The sequence below is a fragment of the Curtobacterium sp. Arg-1 genome, from assembly GCF_025643395.1.
Classification (GTDB): domain Bacteria; phylum Actinomycetota; class Actinomycetes; order Actinomycetales; family Microbacteriaceae; genus Curtobacterium; species Curtobacterium poinsettiae.
The window spans coordinates 1,906,489-1,923,868 of record NZ_CP095731.1 but is presented as its reverse complement, the minus strand read 5'-3'; the positions used below and the strand labels follow the sequence as shown (position 1 = coordinate 1,923,868).

At 69.7% G+C, this 17,380-nt stretch carries 14 protein-coding genes; 8 read left to right on the top strand and 6 right to left on the bottom strand.

The window, feature by feature from the left end; genetic code table 11:
• Window positions 1–548 precede the first annotated feature (548 nt).
• A complete protein-coding gene (trpD, locus tag MXD64_RS09270) occupies window positions 549–1,604 on the bottom strand; it encodes an anthranilate phosphoribosyltransferase (protein WP_031259819.1) in 1,056 nt (351 codons plus the stop codon).
• A gap of 70 nt (window positions 1,605–1,674) precedes the next feature.
• Here trpD and ctaE point away from each other — a divergent pair, with 70 nt between their 5' ends.
• From ctaE to MXD64_RS09245, 5 genes are all read left to right on the top strand, one after another.
• Window positions 1,675–2,313 carry an aa3-type cytochrome oxidase subunit III gene (ctaE, locus tag MXD64_RS09265; RefSeq protein ID WP_031259820.1) on the top strand — a complete coding sequence of 213 codons (639 nt, stop codon included), beginning with the start codon at window positions 1,675–1,677 and terminating at the stop codon, window positions 2,311–2,313.
• Between the two features lie 21 nt (window positions 2,314–2,334).
• The gene (gene qcrC / locus MXD64_RS09260; RefSeq protein ID WP_042537210.1) at window positions 2,335–3,144 is read left to right on the top strand and encodes a cytochrome bc1 complex diheme cytochrome c subunit; all 810 of its coding nucleotides are present in this window, start codon (window positions 2,335–2,337) and stop codon (window positions 3,142–3,144) included.
• A gap of 33 nt (window positions 3,145–3,177) precedes the next feature.
• Window positions 3,178–4,242, top strand: a complete 1,065-nt coding sequence (gene qcrA / locus MXD64_RS09255; protein WP_017887338.1) for a cytochrome bc1 complex Rieske iron-sulfur subunit — start codon at window positions 3,178–3,180, stop codon at window positions 4,240–4,242.
• On the top strand, window positions 4,242–5,930 hold the full coding sequence (gene qcrB, locus MXD64_RS09250; RefSeq protein WP_017887339.1) for a cytochrome bc1 complex cytochrome b subunit: 1,689 nt from the start codon (window positions 4,242–4,244) through the stop codon (window positions 5,928–5,930). The genes qcrA and qcrB overlap by 1 nt, the downstream gene beginning before the upstream one ends.
• Before the next feature lie 167 nt (window positions 5,931–6,097).
• Window positions 6,098–7,057, top strand: a complete 960-nt coding sequence (locus tag MXD64_RS09245) for a phosphodiesterase (protein ID WP_263136341.1) — start codon at window positions 6,098–6,100, stop codon at window positions 7,055–7,057.
• A 670-nt stretch (window positions 7,058–7,727) separates the two neighbouring features.
• Here the strand turns inward: MXD64_RS09245 and MXD64_RS09240 are convergent.
• From MXD64_RS09240 to MXD64_RS09225, 4 genes are read right to left on the bottom strand one after another with little or no spacing between them, the layout of a single operon-like run.
• Window positions 7,728–9,281, bottom strand: a complete 1,554-nt coding sequence (locus MXD64_RS09240; protein ID WP_017887341.1) for a stealth conserved region 3 domain-containing protein — start codon at window positions 9,279–9,281, stop codon at window positions 7,728–7,730.
• A gap of 49 nt (window positions 9,282–9,330) precedes the next feature.
• Window positions 9,331–9,714 carry a DUF6804 family protein gene (locus MXD64_RS09235; protein WP_056069096.1) on the bottom strand — a complete coding sequence of 128 codons (384 nt, stop codon included), beginning with the start codon at window positions 9,712–9,714 and terminating at the stop codon, window positions 9,331–9,333.
• Between the two features lie 47 nt (window positions 9,715–9,761).
• The gene (locus MXD64_RS09230; RefSeq protein ID WP_056068658.1) at window positions 9,762–10,346 is read right to left on the bottom strand and encodes a GDSL-type esterase/lipase family protein; all 585 of its coding nucleotides are present in this window, start codon (window positions 10,344–10,346) and stop codon (window positions 9,762–9,764) included.
• Window positions 10,343–11,875 carry an SDR family oxidoreductase gene (locus MXD64_RS09225; RefSeq protein WP_031259825.1) on the bottom strand — a complete coding sequence of 511 codons (1,533 nt, stop codon included), beginning with the start codon at window positions 11,873–11,875 and terminating at the stop codon, window positions 10,343–10,345. Before MXD64_RS09225 ends, MXD64_RS09230 begins: the two co-directional genes overlap by 4 nt.
• Window positions 11,876–11,918: 43 nt before the next feature.
• Here MXD64_RS09225 and deoC point away from each other — a divergent pair, with 43 nt between their 5' ends.
• The 3 genes from deoC to MXD64_RS09210 all read left to right on the top strand — a co-directional run bounded on the left by deoC (window position 11,919) and on the right by MXD64_RS09210 (window position 14,513).
• Window positions 11,919–12,650, top strand: coding sequence for a deoxyribose-phosphate aldolase (gene deoC, locus MXD64_RS09220; protein ID WP_082046801.1), 732 nt, complete (start codon window positions 11,919–11,921; stop codon window positions 12,648–12,650).
• Window positions 12,651–12,785: 135 nt separating this feature from the next.
• Window positions 12,786–13,739, top strand: a complete 954-nt coding sequence (locus MXD64_RS09215) for an ROK family protein (RefSeq protein WP_017887346.1) — start codon at window positions 12,786–12,788, stop codon at window positions 13,737–13,739.
• A gap of 192 nt (window positions 13,740–13,931) precedes the next feature.
• The gene (locus tag MXD64_RS09210) at window positions 13,932–14,513 is read left to right on the top strand and encodes a hypothetical protein (protein ID WP_259552552.1); all 582 of its coding nucleotides are present in this window, start codon (window positions 13,932–13,934) and stop codon (window positions 14,511–14,513) included.
• A gap of 498 nt (window positions 14,514–15,011) precedes the next feature.
• On the opposite strand, the gene MXD64_RS09205 is transcribed toward MXD64_RS09210, so the two are convergent.
• Window positions 15,012–17,336 (bottom strand): RelA/SpoT family protein, encoded by a 2,325-nt coding sequence (locus MXD64_RS09205; protein ID WP_263136340.1) that lies wholly within the window; start codon window positions 17,334–17,336, stop codon window positions 15,012–15,014.
• Between the last annotated feature and the right edge of the window lie 44 nt (window positions 17,337–17,380).

Sequence of the window (17,380 nt, the reverse complement as noted above, 5' to 3'; positions counted from 1 at the left end):
CGGTGCGGGTTTGTTCTCCGGGTGCAGCGGTGACCGCCGGGTGCGCGCTCGTGGCGCAGCACCGAGCCGCCAGGTTCGCACCGGCTGGCGCACCGCGCACGGTGCGGCTCTCGCGGAAGCGGCACGGGATCGCGGACCGCGCACGGTGCGGACTGGAGGCGCGGGGCGGGCACACCACGGCCCTCCGGTCCGGCGTGGGGTCGCCGGTACGGCACGGTGCGGGTTTGTCCACCGGGTGCAGCGGTGACCGCCGGGTGCGCGCTCGTGGCGCAGCACCGAGCCGCCAGGCTCGCACCGGCTGGCGCACCGCGCACGGTGCGGCTCTCGCGGAAGCGGGACGGGATCGCGGACCGCGCACGGTGCGGACTGGAGGCGCGGGGCGGGCACACCACGGCCCTCCGGTCCGGCGTGGGGTCGCCGGTACGGCACGGTGCGGGTTTGCTCACCGGGTGCAGCGGTGACCGTCAGGTGCGCGCTCGTGGCGCAGCACCGAGCCGCCAGGCTCGCACCGGGTGACGCACCGCGCACGGTGCGCGGGGCGGCGTGGACTACGCGGCGGGAGCTGCGCCGACCCAATCAGCCAGTTTGCGCGCACCGGCGCCGGAGTCGATCGCCTCGGCGGCGACGACGAGCTGCTCGCGGAAGCGCTGCAGGATCGGGCGGTCGGCCTCGTTCGGGTCCTGTGCCAGTCGGAACGAGACGAGCCCGGCCGCGGCGTTCAGCAGGACGATGTCGCGGACGGGTCCGGTCTCCCCCGCCAGCAGTCGGTGGACGACGGCGGCGTTGTGCTCGGGGTCGCCACCGAGCAGGTCCTCCGTCCGGGCGCGGGCGATGCCGAGGTCCCGTGGGTCGAGGTCGTGTTCGGTCACACGGCCGCCGGTGACCTCCCAGATGTGGCTGTGCCCGGTGGTGGTCAGCTCGTCGAGTCCGTCGTCGCCTCGGAACACGAGTGCGGTCGCCCCGCGCGTCTGGAACACGCCCGTGATGATCGGCACGAGTTCGAGCTGGGCGACGCCGACGGCGTTGGCCTCGCACCGTGCGGGGTTGACGAGCGGACCGAGGAAGTTGAACACCGTCGGGACGCCGATCTCCCGCCGGACGGGGCCTGCGTGGGCGAAACCGGGGTGGAACGCGTTGGCGAAGGCGAAGGTCAGCCCGACACGCCGGAACGTGTCCGCGACACGCGCGGCGTCCATCGTGAGATCGAGTCCGAGGGCGGCGAGCACGTCGCTCGACCCGGACTTCGACGAGCTGGCCTTGTTGCCGTGCTTGACGACGGGGACCCCGGCAGCGGCGATCACGATCGCCGCCATCGTCGAGACGTTCACGGTGCCGACCACGTCGCCGCCCGTACCGACGATGTCGAGCGCCATCGGGTCGACGTCGAGCGGAACCGCGGCGTCGAGGATCGCGTCACGGAAACCGACGACCTCGTCGACGGTCTCGCCCTTCGCGCGGAGCGTCACGGCGAAGGCCGCGATCTGGGCCTGGGTGGCACGCCCGTGGACGATCTCCTCCATGGCCCATGTGGATTGCCTGATCGTCAGGTCCTCGCGCGCCATGAGCGCGCTGATCACCGCTGGCCAAGAAAGTGCGTCGGGCATGGATCGATCGTAGTGAATTCGAGAGACCCGCCAGTCTCCTGCGAAAACACTGTCGGGGGTTTCGGCCATAATGGAGGACGTGACTAGCACCTCTCTCTCCAGATCAGCCAGCGGTCCGGCCCTCAACAGGCCGAACGCCGTGGCCGTGGGGACGATCGTGTGGCTGGGCAGCGAGGTCATGTTCTTCGCCGGCCTGTTCGCGATCTACTTCACGCTCCGCAGCACGTCCCCTGAGCTCTGGGCGACCGAGACCACGAAGCTCGAGGTGCCCTTCGCCTCCGTGAACACGATCATCCTGGTGCTGTCCAGCTTCGCCTGCCAGTTCGCAGTGTTCGCCGCGGAGCGCTTCCAGGTGCACCGGACGAGCTGGAACCCGCGCCACTGGGGCATGACGGAGTGGTTCTTCGTCACCTACGCGATGGGTGCGATCTTCGTCTGCGGCCAGATCTTCGAGTACGCCAACCTGTGGCACGAGGGCGTCACGCTCTCCTCCAGCGCGTACGGCTCGGCGTTCTACATGACCACCGGGTTCCACGGCCTCCACGTGACCGGTGGCCTCATCGCCTTCCTGCTGACGCTCGGCCGCGGCTTCGCCGCCAAGAACTTCGGCCACAAGGAAGCGACCACCGCCATCGTCGTGTCGTACTACTGGCACTTCGTCGACGTCGTGTGGATCTTCCTCTTCGCCGTCATCTACCTTCTCAAGTAGGAACTGGACACCCCCCAGCACATGTTCAACAGAACCAAGTCCAAGAAGGGCCGCCGTTCACCGATGGCGACCGTGTCGCTCATCGTCGTTGGTCTCATGACCACCGGTGGCGCGTACGCACTGTTCAGCTCCACGGCGAACGCCGACGACAGCACGAGCACCCTCGCCACCTCGAGCCAGTCGCAGGTGAACGAGGGCGAGAAGCTCTTCGCGTCGAACTGCGCCACCTGCCACGGTCTCTCCGCGCAGGGCACGAGCGAGGGTCCGTCCCTCATCGGTGTCGGCGCCGCGTCGGTCGACTTCCAGGTCGGCACCGGCCGCATGCCGATGGCCGCACAGGGTCCGCAGGCAGAAGAGAAGCCCGCGCAGTTCACGGACGAGCAGGTCGACGCGCTCGCGCAGTACGTCGCTTCCCTCGGCCCCGGCCCGTCGGTCCCGTCCACCGAACTCACCAACGGTGAGGACGGCGACGCCGCCGAAGGTGCCGAGCTGTTCCGCATCAACTGCGCCATGTGCCACAACGTGGCCGGCGCCGGCGGTGCCCTGACCGAGGGCAAGTACGCACCGAACCTCGAGACGGTCTCCGGCAAGCACATCTACGAGGCCATGCTCACCGGCCCGCAGAACATGCCGGTCTTCAACGACCTGAACCTGACGCCGGAGCAGAAGGCCGACATCATCACGTACCTCAAGTACGTGCAGGACAACAAGTCCCCCGGTGGCTTCGCACTCGGCTCCCTGGGGCCGGTCGCCGAGGGTCTGTTCATCTGGATCTTCGGACTCGGGGCGGTCGTCGCGATGACCGTCTGGCTGACCGCGAAGTCCAACTGATCGTCCGTGTCGAACGACACTGAAGGGAACACCATGGCAGAGCACGACGACGAGACGCTGAACTCGTCCTCGGCTGTCGAGAAGCACGGCACGACCACCTCCCCCGGGATCGCGGTCCTCCCCGTCGACCCGTTCGAGAACCCGGGCGAGCCGCCGCACCGTCCGCGTCGCACCGACGTCGACCCGAAGAAGCAGCGTCTGGCCGAGCGCCAGGTCGCCGCCTACTTCTACCTGTCGATCGTCGGCAGCGTCCTGTCGATCGCCGCGTACATCGCCTTCCCGATCGACCCGAGCGACTTCGGGACGGTCCGCACCGCGAACCTCTTCCTTGGCCTGTCGATCGCCCTCGCGCTCCTCGCCCTCGGTCTCGGTGCCGTCTACTGGTCGAAGTCGCTCGTCGTCGACCGTGAGATCACGGAGCTCCGCCACGGCACCCGCGGCACCGACGAAACCCGCGCCAAGGCGGTCGAGGCGTTCCAGCTCGCCGACAAGGAGTCGGGCTTCAGCCGTCGCAAGCTGATCCGCAACTCGATGATCGGTGCTCTGGCCGCGTTCCCGCTCCCCGGCATCGTCCTGGTCCGTGACCTCGCTCCGGCCGAGGACCCGAACGAGCTGCTCCGTCACACCTTCTGGAAGCAGGGCCTGCGCCTGACGAAGGACCCGACGGGTCTTCCGATCAAGGCCTCCGACGTCACCATCGGTTCGGTGTTCCACGTCATCCCCGAGGGCATGCTCGAGTCCGAGCACATGCTCGAGGAGAAGGCGAAGGCCTCCGTCCTCCTGATGCGTCTCGACCCGAAGGACCTCAACCCGTCCAAGGGCCACGAGAACTGGGGCTACGACGGCATCGTCGCGTACTCCAAGATCTGCACCCACGTCGGGTGCCCTGTCGCGCTCTACGAACAGCAGACGCACCACCTGCTGTGCCCGTGCCACCAGTCCACCTTCGATGTCTCGAACAACTGCGAGGTCATCTTCGGTCCGGCAGCACGCCCCCTCCCCCAACTTCCTATCGCGATCGACGACGACGGCTACCTGGTTGCCCAGAGCGACTTCCACGAGCCGGTCGGACCGTCCTTCTGGGAGCGTGAACGCTGATGACCAGCACCACCACCACCGCACCGAACACGTCGACGAACAAGCCGGCACCGGAGCGCGGATCCCGCATCATCGGCGGGGTCTCGAACTACATCGACGAGCGCACCAGCATCTCGGGCCTCGTCAAGGAAGTCGGCCGGAAGATCTTCCCGGACCACTGGAGCTTCATGCTCGGCGAGGTGGCGCTGTACAGCTTCGTCGTCGTGCTGCTCTCCGGGACCTTCCTGACGTTCTTCTTCCAGGCGTCCATGACCGAGGTCATCTACAACGGCTCGTACGTCCCGCTCAAGGGTGTTGCGATGTCGACGGCGCTGCAGTCCACGCTCGACATCTCGTTCGACATCCGTGGCGGGCTCTTCGTCCGTCAGGTCCACCACTGGGCAGCCCTGCTGTTCGTGGCGTCGATCATGCTGCACATGGCCCGCGTGTTCTTCACCGGTGCCTTCCGCAAGCCGCGTGAGCTCAACTGGGTCTTCGGCTTCCTGCTCTGGGTCCTCGCCATGGCCGAGGGCTTCACCGGATACTCGCTCCCCGACGACCTGCTCTCCGGAAACGGCCTGCGGATCATCGTCGGCATGATCGAGGGTGTCCCGGTCATCGGCGTGTGGATCGCCTACCTGCTCTTCGGTGGCGAGTTCCCGGGTACCGACATCGTCGGCCGCCTGTACACGCTGCACATCCTGCTGCTGCCGGCGATCCTCGTCGCGGTGCTCGGTGTCCACCTCGTGCTCGTCGTGATCAACAAGCACACCCAGTTCGCCGGTCCGGGCAAGACCAACGAGAACGTCGTCGGCGTCCCGATCCTCCCGGCGTTCGCCGCGAAGGCCGGTGGCTTCTTCTTCATCGTCGCGGGCATCCTGGCCCTCATCGCGTCGCTGTTCACGATCAACCCGATCTGGAACTACGGCCCGTACGACCCCTCCCCGGTGTCCGCCGGTACCCAGCCCGACTGGTACATCGGCTTCGCCGACGGCGCGCTGCGTCTGGTGCCGCCGCACTGGGAGGTCGTGTGGTTCGGCTACACGGTGTCGTTCAACATCCTGGCGCCGATCGCGGTCCTGGTGCTGCTCATCCTGGCGATCCTGCTCTACCCCTTCATCGAGGCGTGGGTCACGGGCGACAAGCGTGAGCACCACATCCTCGATCGTCCGCGCAACGCCCCGACGCGCACCGCGTTCGGTGCCGCTGGCATCACGCTCTACGCGAGCCTCTGGGCAGCAGCCTCGTCGGACATCATCGCGACGCACTTCCTGGTGTCGATCGAACACGTGATCCATGTCATCCAGGCGACGACGGTCCTCGGTCCGTTCATCGCCTTCTGGATCACCAAGCGTGTCTGCCTCGCCCTCCAGAAGAAGGACCGCGAGATCGTCCTGCACGGGTACGAGTCGGGCCGCATCGTCCGACTCCCCCACGGTGAGTACATCGAGGTGCACGAGCAGCTCGACGAGTACGAGCGGTGGAAGCTCCTGCAGTTCAACGAGTACAAGCCGCTGATGATCCGCCCGAACGCCAAGGGCAAGATCACGGGTCTGCAGAAGGTCCGCGCCGGCGTCTCCCGCTTCTTCTTCGAGGACCGCATCGAGCCGGTCTCGAAGGCCGAGCTCGAGGCAGCGCATGCCGCGCACCACGGCCCGAACCTCGAGGGTGGCCACCAGGCTCCTCAGATCGGCGCCGGGGATCACTGATCCGAGGCACACGAAGCAACCCCCGTCACCAAGTGGCGGGGGTTTCTTCGTGCACAGGGCAACACGCCGCCCCCAGTTCACGGCTGGTTCACCGTCACGTGCTGGACTCGTCCAGGACGGTGTGGCAACGTGTTGCACCACGCATCCGCCAACGGAATGAGACCCCGATGGACAGCCGGACGGCCGAACACCCCAGGCCGAACCACTTCCTCCTCCACCTCAGCGACACGCACCTCGTATCCGGGGATCGTGATCTCTACGGCGATGTCGACTCCGCCGCGCGGCTCACGCAGATCGTCGCGGACATCGAAGCGTCGGGCACGCGTCCCGAAGCGATCGTCGTCACCGGCGACGTGGCCGACAAGGGCGAGCCGGGTGCGTACGCCCGCGTCCGCGCGATACTGGAGCCGGCGGCCGAGCGCATCGGTGCGCAGGTGATCTGGGCGATGGGCAACCACGACGAGCGCGGCGCCTTCCGCCGGGAGCTCTTCGGCCTGCAGCCCACCGACCGCCCGGTCGACTTCGTGTACGACGTCAACGGTCTCCGTGTGATCACCCTCGACACGAGTGTGCCCGGTCACCACCACGGCGAGGTCTCCCCCGAGCAGCTCGACTGGCTCGCCGAGGTCCTGTCCGAGGCGGCACCGCACGGCACCATCCTGGCGATGCACCACCCGCCCGTGCCGAGCGTGCAGGACCTCACCGTCCTCGTCGAACTGCGCAACCAGCAGGCCCTGGCCGAGGTCGTCGAGGGCAGTGATGTCCTCGCCATCATCGCCGGGCACCTGCACTACTCGACCAGCGCCGTGTTCGCCGGCATCCCGGTGTCCGTCGCCAGTGCGACCTGCTACACGCAGGACCTCACGGAGTACCAGGGCGGCACCCGCGGCCGGGACGGCGCGCAGTCGTTCAACCTCGTGCACGTGTACGGCCACAACGTCGTCCACTCCGTCGTGCCGATCGGGCACTACGCCACCGTCGGGCAGCCCGTCTCCGCTCTCGAGACCGAGGCGAAGCTCGCGGCACACGGCGTGACGATCCCCGCAGCCGTGGAGCCCGCACCGGTCACCTCGAGCATCCCGGTCTTCACGCTCGACTCGGTGCCCGTCTCCCCCGTGCACCGGTAGCACTCCGCACTTCGCGTGCAGAAGAGGTCGGGTCCGTCACGCGGACCCGACCTCTTCTGCTCACCAAGCGTGGGCGCGCATGGGCGCGCATGGGCGGTCACGACTCCCCGCGGGTGGTGCGTCCTGTGGTCACGTTCCGTCGTCTGGCGGCCCGGCAAGCGACGGTTCGTGACCGTTGGGCGGGCGGCCGACGGGGTCTCCTGACCGCGCGCGGGCACGCACGTCCGGACGGCACGCCGGACGGACTGGAGGCCCGTGGCGGGCGCGCCACGGGCCTCCAGGCTCGCGGGATGGTCGCGACACACCGCACATGGTGCGTCGCGGGGTCACGTTCCGTCGCGTGGTGGTCTCGCAAGCGACGGGTCGTGGCCGCTGCGTGGGCGGCCGACGGGGTGTCCTGACCGGCGCCACGGACGGACTGGAGGCCCGAGGCGGGCGCGCCACGCGCCTCCAGGCTCGCGGGATGGTCGCGACCCACCGCACGTGGTGCGTCGCGTGGTCCCGTTCCGTCGGCTGCCAACGGCGAGGCCGACGGCTAGTGACCAGTCGGCGCGCAGGTCGCGGGTTGTCGTGACCGGTCGGCGTGCGGCTGCGGCCGACACGCGTGGCCGGGTTCCGGCTCCGGGCTCGCGGGCTCGCCCGGAGCGCCCCAGCAGGCCGCTGGCGCGTCCTACGCGCTGGGGCGCTCCCACGGCGCGGGGAACGGGAAGTACCGCTCCAGGAAGTCCGTCACGCGCTGCGTGCGCTCCTCGTCGCTGACCTCCGGGAAGCTGCCGTCGTTGAGGCAGAAGAAGTCCACGTTCCGCTTCTTCAGCAGGTCGTCGAGGGCCTTGAGTCCGGAGACCATGGTCGTGTCGATGTACCCGACGGAGGAGTTCTCCTGGATGATCGCCCGGCCGGTGAGCAGCGAGTAGTAGTGGTAGAGCGAGTTCGTCACCGAGATGTTGTCGGCGGCGCGGAAGCGCGACGCTGCAGTGGCCGCGAACTCGTCTGCGAACTCGTGCTCCATCTCGGTCATGATCGACGCACGCAGGGGCGTCGGCGCGTGCTCGAGGTGCCGGGTCGTCACCGCGCCGAAGCGTTGCTGCAGGAGCCCGCGGTTGACCCGGGCGGAGTTCTCGAAACCGCTGCGTGCCGGGTTGTTGGAACCGAGGCCGATCCGGGTCGACGCGAGGATGAACTTCGTGACCGACCCCGGGCTGTAGAACACCGAGGGGTCGACCAGCCGGCCGAAGAACATGTCGTCGTTCGAGTAGATGAAGTGCTCGCTGATGCCCGGGATGTGGTGCAGCTGCGACTCGACGGCCTGCGAGTTGTGCGTCGGCAGCACGGACGGGTCGGCGAAGAACTCCTCGCTGCGGACGATCCGGACCTTCGGGTGGTCGGCGAGCCAGTGCGGCGCAGGCGAGTCCGTGGCGATGTAGATCTGGCGGATCCACGGCGCGAAGGTGTGGACCGAGCGCAGCGCGTACTTCAGTTCGTCGATCTGGCGGAAGCGGGCCGGAGCGTCGTCGCCCTCGCCCAGGACGGCGTTCGACTGTGCGGCCTGGCGGGCGCGCTGGTACTCGATGGCGTTGCCGTCGACCCACGAGAAGACGATGTCGATCGGGAACCGGATGTCCGAGACGTGGTCGTCGAACATGTGCTCGACGGTGCGCCAGGTGCGGCCGTAGCGCTCGATGTCGACGAGGACGAACTCGTCGATCGGCAGGCTGCGACGCATCAGGGCGTTCTCGACGGGTGCGAGGACCTCGGTGTCGGTGACGCGCCAGAACTCGAGCTGGACGCTGGTCTCGGCGCCGTAGCGCAGGCGTCCGAGGGGCTCGAGGCGCGGGCGGAACACACGGAGCACGGGTTCCTCGACGGAGCCGAGTCCGTCGTCCTGCACGAGCACTGCCGGCTTGCCCGGGGGCTTCGCGTAGAACGGCTCGTTGACGGCGGCCGACATCACGGCGCTCTCGGCTCGCTGGCGGTCACGCTCGTCCAGCGCGATCACCGGACGCTGGTCGTTCCCGCGGATGAGCAGGTGGTCGACGTCAGCCGCGGTGAGCGCGTCGTCGAGGAACAGCAGGTCCTCGATCATCGACTGCTGCGGCGTGAGGTGTCCGTTGATCAGGGTCAGTCGTCCCTTGCGGACGACGACGTCGGATCGGTCGAGACCGCCGGAGGACGGTCGAGGGTTCAGCAGAGGACTCTCGGTCACCGGCTCGGTCTCGTCGTTCATCCATGCCCTTCGGGTCGTGCGGCCGGGTCCTGTACCCGACCTGCCGATCCTACCGTCCGTCGGTCTCGCGGGGCACCTTGACCACGATGCCCACCACGATGAACAGCGCGGCGGCCACCAGCTGCAGGCCCGCCCACACCTGCCCCGGGATCGGCACCGTGACGAGCGGGTTCCAGCAGACCGCGACGGCGACCATGAGCAGCGCGGCCCACCAGACCTTCCCCCGCACCGTGAAGACGAGCACGATCAACGCGAGGACGGTGACGCCCCAGCGGGCGAAGACGAACCCCGACGAGTCCACGATGGCGACGCACGCCAGGAGCACGATCGCAGCGATCAACCCGGGCGCCAGCGCCGGCCGGGTGAACGGCGGCGTCTCGCGTGCGCGGGCGGCCGGTGCGGCGGCCGCGGGTCGCGAGGATCCCGCGGGCACGCCGTGTTGCGACGACCCCACCGGGGGCCGCCCCTTGCGTGCGGCCATCAGTCCGAGTCGCCGTCGATGGTGATCGCCTGGATCGACCGCGACATCGGCGGCAGCTCACGGACCCGCTCGAGGGCCGGCACGAGTTCACCGACGAACGCGCGGTAGCCGTCCTCGGTCAGGTGCAGGCCGTCCTCGGTGAATCGGGCGTCCAGGTGGTCGCCCTCGGCCAGGGCGGGCCAGGCGTCGAGGTACTGGGCGTGGCAGGTGGCGACGAACTGGCGCAGGTGCCGGTTCGCCTGCTCGATCTTCGCGGCGTACTCGGACTGCCGCGGCAGGATCGAGACGAGCAGCAGGCGGACACCCGGCAGTTCACGGCGGAGCGTGACGAGCGCGGTCTCGACGTTGCGGACCACGTGCTCGGCGCTGGCGCGGTGGCCGCCGAAGTCGTTCGTGCCGATGAGCAGCACGATCACCTCGGGCTGCTCGGCGACGACGGCGTCGAGGCGCGTCAGCACGCCGTCGGTCGTGTCGCCACCGATGCCCTGGTTCAGCGTGTGCTCGTCGGGGAGCCAGGTGTCCCAGTCGCCCTGTTCGGTGATGCTGTCCCCCAGGAAGAGGACGGGGCTGCGGTCGTCGGTCATGCTGCCTCCTCGTGCGCCGGCTCGGGGGTCCCGGTCTGCTGCGTCCGGTTGCGCTGCGTGGACTCGGTCTGGTCGGACTCCCGCTCGGCGGCGGCGGTGATGCGCTCGACCATACCGGGGAAGATGATGCCGTGGAACGGCAGGATGCCGTACCAGTACAGGCGTCCGGCGAGTCCCTGCGGGAAGTAGATCGCCCGCTGGCGGTAGTCGCTGCCGCCTTCGGGGTTCGGCGTGACGGTCATCTCGAGCCACGCGCGGCCCGGCGACTTGAACTCGGCACGGAGCCGCAGGTACCGGCCGCGCTCGAGCCGTTCGACGCGCCACCAGTCGAGCGCGTCGCCCTGCTCGAGGCGCTGTTGGTCGCGACGGCCACGGTTCAGTCCGACGCCACCGGCGATCTTGTCCATCCAGCCGCGGGCGACCCAGGCGAGCGGGAACGAGTACCAGCCGTTGTCGCCACCGATCGACTCGACGACACGCCAGACGTCCGCGGCGGAGGCACTCGAGTGCCGCTTCCGGTCGTCGACGTAGACGGTGTGCCCGGCCCAGTCGGGGTCGTTCGGCATCGGGTCGGCGGAGGCGCTGGAGAGCGTCGCGCTCCGCCAGCTGGTCTGCACCTGGCCGGTGCGCATCTTGTTGAGCGCGAGGCGGACGGCCCGACGGTACGAGGTGAGCCCGCCCTCGGGCTTCGGTACGACGTCGTCGATGTCGTGCTCGCGCTGGACGCACTCGAACTGCAGCGACTCGATGATGGGCGTCGCGAGCTTGCGCGGGATCGGGGTGACGACGTTGAACCAGTGCGCGGCGAGCCGCGGGGTGAGCACCGGCAGCACGGTTATCGGGCGCTGCGGCAGCTTCGCCTCGACCGCGTAGCCGTTCAGCATCTGGCCGTACCGCAGGACGTCGGGGCCACCGATGTCGAAGGTGCGGTTGACGTCGGCGGGGACGTCCAGGGCGGCCACCAGGTAGTAGAGGACGTCGCGCACCGCGATCGGCTGGATGCGGTTGCGGACCCAGCGCGGCGCAGGCATCCACGGCAGGACGTCGGTGAGGTGCCGGATCATCTCGAACGAGGTGCTGCCCGAGCCGATCACGACGCCGGCCTGGTACGCCACGGTGGGCACACCGGAGCCGAGGAGGATCTCCCCCACCTCCTTGCGGCTGCGGAGGTGCTTGGACAGCTCGCCGTCGGGGTGCAGCCCGCCCAGGTAGACGAATCGGCTGACCCCCGCCGTCTTCGCCTCGTGCGCCATGGTCTCGGCGGCCTCGTGTTCGGCCGACTCGAAGTCGCCGTCGGCGCCCATCGCGTGGGCCAGGTAGTAGACCGCCTCGACCCCGTCGACGGCGGCGCGGACCGCGTCGGCGTCCTGGAGGTCGCCTTCCGCGACGTCCACGTCGCTGCTCCACGGGACGTCCTGGAGCTTCCGGGGGTTGCGCACGAACACCCGGACGGAGTGGCCGGCTTCGAGGAGACGAGGGACGAGACGACCACCGATGTACCCGGTGGCGCCGGTGACGAGGACCTGCATGCCCTGCACGCTACGCGGCACGCCTGACGGGTAGGCTTGCCGGGTGGACAACGCAGCCTTCCCCGTCACCGCCGATGCCGTCCGCGGCCTCATCGACCACGCGATCCTGAAGCCCGAACTCACCCGCGCGGACGTCGACGCCCAGCTCGACGAAGCCGCCGCCCACCGCGTCTTCAGCGTCTGTGTCCGTCCGAGCGACGTTGCGCACGCCGTCGAGCGCCTGACGGGCACCGGCGTCGGTGTCGGCACCGTGATCGGGTTCCCGCACGGCACCACGTCGACCGCGGCGAAGGTCGCCGAGTCGCTGCAGGCCCTGGCCGACGGCGCCTTCGAGCTGGACATGGTGCAGAACATCGGCGCCGCGAAGTCGGGCGACTGGCAGCGCGTCGAGCAGGACGTCCGCGCGGTCGTCGACGCCGCCGGGGACACCGTCGTCAAGGTGATCCTCGAGACCGCCTTCCTGACCGACGACGAGATCGTCGCTGCCTCGCGTGCGGCGCAGACCGCCGGTGCCGCGTTCGTGAAGACCTCGACCGGGTTCGCCGGCGGCGGCGCGACGGCCGAGCACATCGCCCTGATGCGCCGCACGGTCGGTGCCGACACCGGCGTGAAGGCCTCCGGCGGCGTCCGCGGCCTCGACACCCTGCTCGAGATGGTCGAGGCGGGCGCGAATCGCATCGGCACGAGCGCCTCGGCCCGCATCCTCGACGAGGTCGCGCACCGCGCCGAGACGGGCGCCGCGTCGGCGCTCGGCGACGACACGACGTCCTACTGAGCGGACACGGCTGAGCCCACCCGGCTGAGTCCATCCCACCCAGCCCGACCCACCACGACCAGGCCGGCGCCCACCGGACGCGACGACGCGTCGGTGACGCGCACCGGGCCTCCAGACCGCCGCATCGGAGCGCGCATGTCCAGCACCGCACCCCAGTCCCCCGCCCTCGCCCTGGCCGTCGACCTCGGCGGCACGAAGGTCGAGGCCGCGCTCGTCACCGACCAGGGGGTCGTGCTGCCCGCGACGCGGTTCCGCAGCCCCACGGGGCCGCAGCGCACCTCGGACGAGCTGCAGGCCGCCGTCGACGAGGTCGTCACGGCCGCGCTCGGCGCACTGCCCGCGGACACGACGCTCGTCGGCGTCGGCGTCGGCTCCGCCGGCCCGGTCGACGAGGAACACGGTCTGGTCTCGCCGCTCAACATGCCCGTGTGGCGGGGCCACCCGCTGCGCGACCGGATCGCGGCCCTCGTGCCGGAGAACGTGCCGGTGACGCTCCGCATGGACGGCCTGGCGATCACGCTCGCCGAGCACTGGGTCGGGGCTGCCCAGGGCTCCGACCACGTGATGGGCATGATCGTCTCCACCGGTGTCGGCGGCGGGCTCATCCTGCACGGCCGCACGGTCAGCGGCCCGACGGGGAACGCCGGGCACATCGGCCACGTCGAGTGCGGCGGCTACGACGACCCCTGCGCCTGCGGCGGGACCGGCTGCCTCGAGGCGATCGCCAGCGGCCCCAAGACCGTGGCCTGGGCTCGTCGGCAGGGCTTCGCGGGCACCACCGGCGAAGAGCTCTCGGCCGCGTACGCCGCCGGCGACGACATCGCGGTCGCCGCGGTCAAGCGCAGCGGCCGTGCCCTGGGCCAGGCCATCGCCGCCGCCACCAGCCTGGTCGACCTCGAGGTCGTCGCGATCGGTGGCGGGTTCTCGCACGTCACGCCCGACCTGTTCGAGTACGCCCGGCAGGCCGTGGCGGAGCGTGTCGAGTTCGGCTTCGTCACGAAGGTGCGGATCGTGCCGACGGGACTGTCGCAGGACGGCCCGCTCATCGGCGCCGCGGCGCTCGTCCACCGCGCCGACGTCCTGCGCTGAGCGCGCACGCGCCGCGTCGCGGCCTCCCGGCAGGCTGCCGTCAGGTGGCAGCGTCATCGACGCGCTTCGCGCTCTCGACGTGACCGGTGACCGCCTGGAGGCGCGGTGCGGGCCCGCCACGGGCCTCCCGGCCGGTCCGGGGCTTGTCCACAGGCCTGTCGGTCGCGACCGCAGGTCGGGCAGGATGTGCGGGTGCCCCGCCCGCGACTGCTGACCAGTGACGACTGGCCGGAACCCGAACTGCGGGCGGCGGTCCTGGCCGGCGAACTGGTCGCGGTCGGGCCGTGCTGGGCCTCCCCTGCCGAACCGCAGACGCCGTCGTTGCGTGCCGCCGCGGCTGGCTGGGTGCTGCGCGACGCACGCTTGATCGCCTGCACGCTGACCGCCGCGTGGATCTGGGGTGCGGTGTCCCGTCCGCCGGCGCCGCTCGAGGCGTGCATCCCGCCGCAGGTCCGCGTGCACGTCGGCCCGGACGTGCGCCTGCGCGAGGTCCGGATCGACGTCGACGACACCGCCGTCCTGGCGCGGCTCCGGGTCGCACTGCCGGCTCGGACCGCGATCGACCTGCTGCGGATGCCGGGGCCGACTGCGGGTGCGTTCGGCGCCGCTGAAGCGTCGGCCGTCCACGGGTTGCTCGCGATCGGAGCGGTCAGCGCCGCCGAGCTGCGGACACGCCTGACGGCTCTTGGCACGATCCCCATGGTGCGACAGGCCGAGCGGCGGTTGCGTGCGGTGCAGGACGGTGCCGGGGGTGCTGGGGGTGCTGTCCGGTAGTGCTTGTGGGTGGGGTCGTCGGTGGCGGGTGCAGGTGGTCAGGACACTCCGCTCACGTCCGCCGAGTGGACAAGGACTGTCGGTTGGCGGGGCCGCATTCGACGGTTCGTGACCGGTCGACGGTGCCCGCGCGACGAGTCGTGACCGGCGACGGGCGGAAGGAGCGGGTCGGAGCCGCCGCGGGCCTCCGGTCCGGCGCGCGCGCACGGTCAGGACACCCCGCTCACGTCCGCCGAGTGGTCTCGAGCCGTCGGTTGGCAGGGCCGCAATCGACGGTTCGTGACCTGTCGACGGTGCCCGCGCGACGCGTCGTGACCAGCGACGGGCGGGAGGCGCTGGTCGGGGCTGCCGCGGGCCTCCGGTCCGGCGCGTGCGGGCGGTCAGGACACCCCGCTCACGTCCGCCGAGTGGTCACGGACTGTCGGTCGGCGGGGCCGCAGTCGACGAGCCGTGACCGACCGAGAAACGGACCGGGAGGCGCTGGGCCCTGCTCCGGTACTAGCCGGCGCTGACGCGGTAGACGTCGTAGACGGCGTCGATGCGACGCACCGCGTTGAGCACGCGGTCGAGGTGGATGGTGTCACCCATCTCGAACACGAACCGGCTGAGCGCCAGGCGGTCGGACGAGGTCGACACCGTCGCGGACAGTATGTTCACGTGGTGATCCGTCAGCACTCGGGTGACGTCGCTGAGCAGGCCAGACCGATCGAGCGCCTCGATCTGGATCTGCACCAGGAACACCGACTTCGACGACGGGGCCCACTCGACCTCGATCATCCGGTCGGGCTCGTTCATGAGCGACTTCACGTTGGTGCACGACGACTGGTGCACGGAGACGCCCTGGCCACGAGTGATGAAGCCCACGATCTGGTCGCCCGGCACCGGGGTGCAGCACTTCGCGAGCTTGACGAGGATGTCGGGCGCCCCGCGGACCAGCACGCCGCTGTCGCTGGTGCGCAGCTGGCGACTGGTGACCTGGCGGGGGAACGCGAGTTCGGGTTCGTCGGCCTCGGTCTCGGTCTGGACGTTCCCGAGGACCTTCTCGATCACCGACTGGGTCGAGACGTGGCCCTCGCCGATGGCGGCGTACAGTGCGGAGACGTCCTCGTAGCGCATCGACGAGGCGACCTCGGCGATGCTGTCCTGGCTCATGATGCGCTGGAGCGGCAGATTCTGCTTGCGCATCGCACGCGCGATGGCGTCGCGGCCCTGCTCGATCGCCTCTTCGCGGCGCTCCTTGGTGAACCACTGCTTGATCTTGTTGCGCGCGCGGGGGCTGCGGACGAACTGCAGCCAGTCCTGCGAGGGGCCGGAGTCGGGGTTCTTCGACGTGAAGATCTCGACCACGTCACCGCTGGAGAGCTGGCTCTCGAGCGGGACCAGGCGACCGTTGACCTTCGCACCCATCGTGCGGTGGCCGATCTCGGTGTGGACGGCGTAGGCGAAGTCGACCGGGGTGGCTCCGGCGGGCAGACCGATGACCTTGCCCTGCGGCGTGAAGACGTACGTCTCCTTGGCGCCGATCTCGTACCGGAGCGAATCGAGGAACTCGCCCGGATCGCTGGTCTCTGCCTGCCAGTCGGTGATGTGGGCGAGCCACGCCATGTCCTGGTCGTCCGTCGTGGACGAGGTGCCGGCGTCACGGCCGGCAGTGCGCTGCTTGTACTTCCAGTGGGCGGCGACACCGAACTCGGCACGCTGGTGCATCTCGTGCGTGCGGATCTGGATCTCGACCGCACGGCCCTGTGGTCCGAGCACCGTGGTGTGCAGCGACTGGTACAGGTTGAACTTGGGGGTCGCGATGTAGTCCTTGAAGCGACCGGGCAGCGGGGTCCACCGCGCGTGCACCGAGCCGAGCATGGCGTAGCAGTCGCGGACGGTCGGCACGAGCACGCGGATGCCGACGAGGTCGTAGATCTCGTCGAACTCACGACCCCGCACGATCATCTTCTGGTAGATCGAGTAGTACTGCTTCGGCCGACCCATCACGTCACCGCGGACCTTGGCGGCCTTCAGGTCCTTCTTGAGGGTGCCGATGACGTTCTGGACGAACTGCTCACGCTTCGGTTGGCGTTCCTTGACCAGACTGTCGATCTCGACGTAGAGCTTCGGGTGCAGGACCGCGAACGACAGGTCCTCGAGCTCGAGCTTGATCATCTGGATGCCGAGCCGGTGCGCGAGGGGCGCGTAGATCTCGAGCGTCTCCTTCGCCTTGCGCGTGGCAGACGCGGACTCGACGAAGCCCCAGGTGCGGGCGTTGTGCAGGCGGTCGGCGAGCTTGATGACGAGGACTCGGATGTCCTTCGACATCGCGATGACCATCTTGCGGACGGTCTCGGCCTGTGCGCTGTCGCCGTACTTGACCTTGTCGAGCTTGGTGACGCCGTCGACGAGCATCGCGATCTCGTCGCCGAAGTCCACCCGCAGCTGGTCGAGCTGGTAGTCGGTGTCCTCGACGGTGTCGTGCAGGAGCGCTGCAGCGATGGTGATCGTCCCGATGCCGAGGTCGGCCAGGATCTGCGCGACCGCGACGGGGTGCGTGATGTACGGCTCACCGGACTTGCGCTTCTGCCCGTCGTGCGCGCGCTCGGCGACCGAGTAGGCGCGCTCGATGAGGGTCACGTCGGCCTTGGGGTGGTGCGAGCGGACCGTGCGGATCAGGGTGTCCACCGCACCGGCCGGCTGCGCACGCGAGAACAGGCGCGGCAGCAACGAGCGGAGGGAACCGAGGTTGCCGGTGGTGTTCGGACCGATCGGGCTCGACGGCTGCGGGGCGGAGCCCGGGCGGCTCGGCGCGGACGGCTCTTCGCGGGTGTCCGTCATGATGCGCCTCCCAGGACTCGGTCCGAGAGCTCGATCCGAGCTCG

Excerpts from the sequence above, each read along its gene's own strand:
- MXD64_RS09225 (WP_031259825.1), bottom strand. The coding sequence starts at position 11,875 with ATGCAGGTCCTCGTCACCGGCGCCACCGGGTACATCGGTGGTCGTCTC.
- qcrA (WP_017887338.1), top strand. The coding sequence starts at position 3,178 with ATGGCAGAGCACGACGACGAGACGCTGAACTCGTCCTCGGCTGTCGAG.
- MXD64_RS09230 (WP_056068658.1), bottom strand. The coding sequence starts at position 10,346 with ATGACCGACGACCGCAGCCCCGTCCTCTTCCTGGGGGACAGCATCACC.
- qcrB (WP_017887339.1), top strand. The coding sequence starts at position 4,242 with ATGACCAGCACCACCACCACCGCACCGAACACGTCGACGAACAAGCCG.
- trpD (WP_031259819.1), bottom strand. The coding sequence starts at position 1,604 with ATGCCCGACGCACTTTCTTGGCCAGCGGTGATCAGCGCGCTCATGGCG.
- MXD64_RS09240 (WP_017887341.1), bottom strand. The coding sequence starts at position 9,281 with ATGAACGACGAGACCGAGCCGGTGACCGAGAGTCCTCTGCTGAACCCT.
- MXD64_RS09215 (WP_017887346.1), top strand. The coding sequence starts at position 12,786 with ATGTCCAGCACCGCACCCCAGTCCCCCGCCCTCGCCCTGGCCGTCGAC.
- ctaE (WP_031259820.1), top strand. The coding sequence starts at position 1,675 with ATGGAGGACGTGACTAGCACCTCTCTCTCCAGATCAGCCAGCGGTCCG.
- MXD64_RS09245 (WP_263136341.1), top strand. The coding sequence starts at position 6,098 with ATGGACAGCCGGACGGCCGAACACCCCAGGCCGAACCACTTCCTCCTC.
- MXD64_RS09205 (WP_263136340.1), bottom strand. The coding sequence starts at position 17,336 with ATGACGGACACCCGCGAAGAGCCGTCCGCGCCGAGCCGCCCGGGCTCC.
- qcrC (WP_042537210.1), top strand. The coding sequence starts at position 2,335 with ATGTTCAACAGAACCAAGTCCAAGAAGGGCCGCCGTTCACCGATGGCG.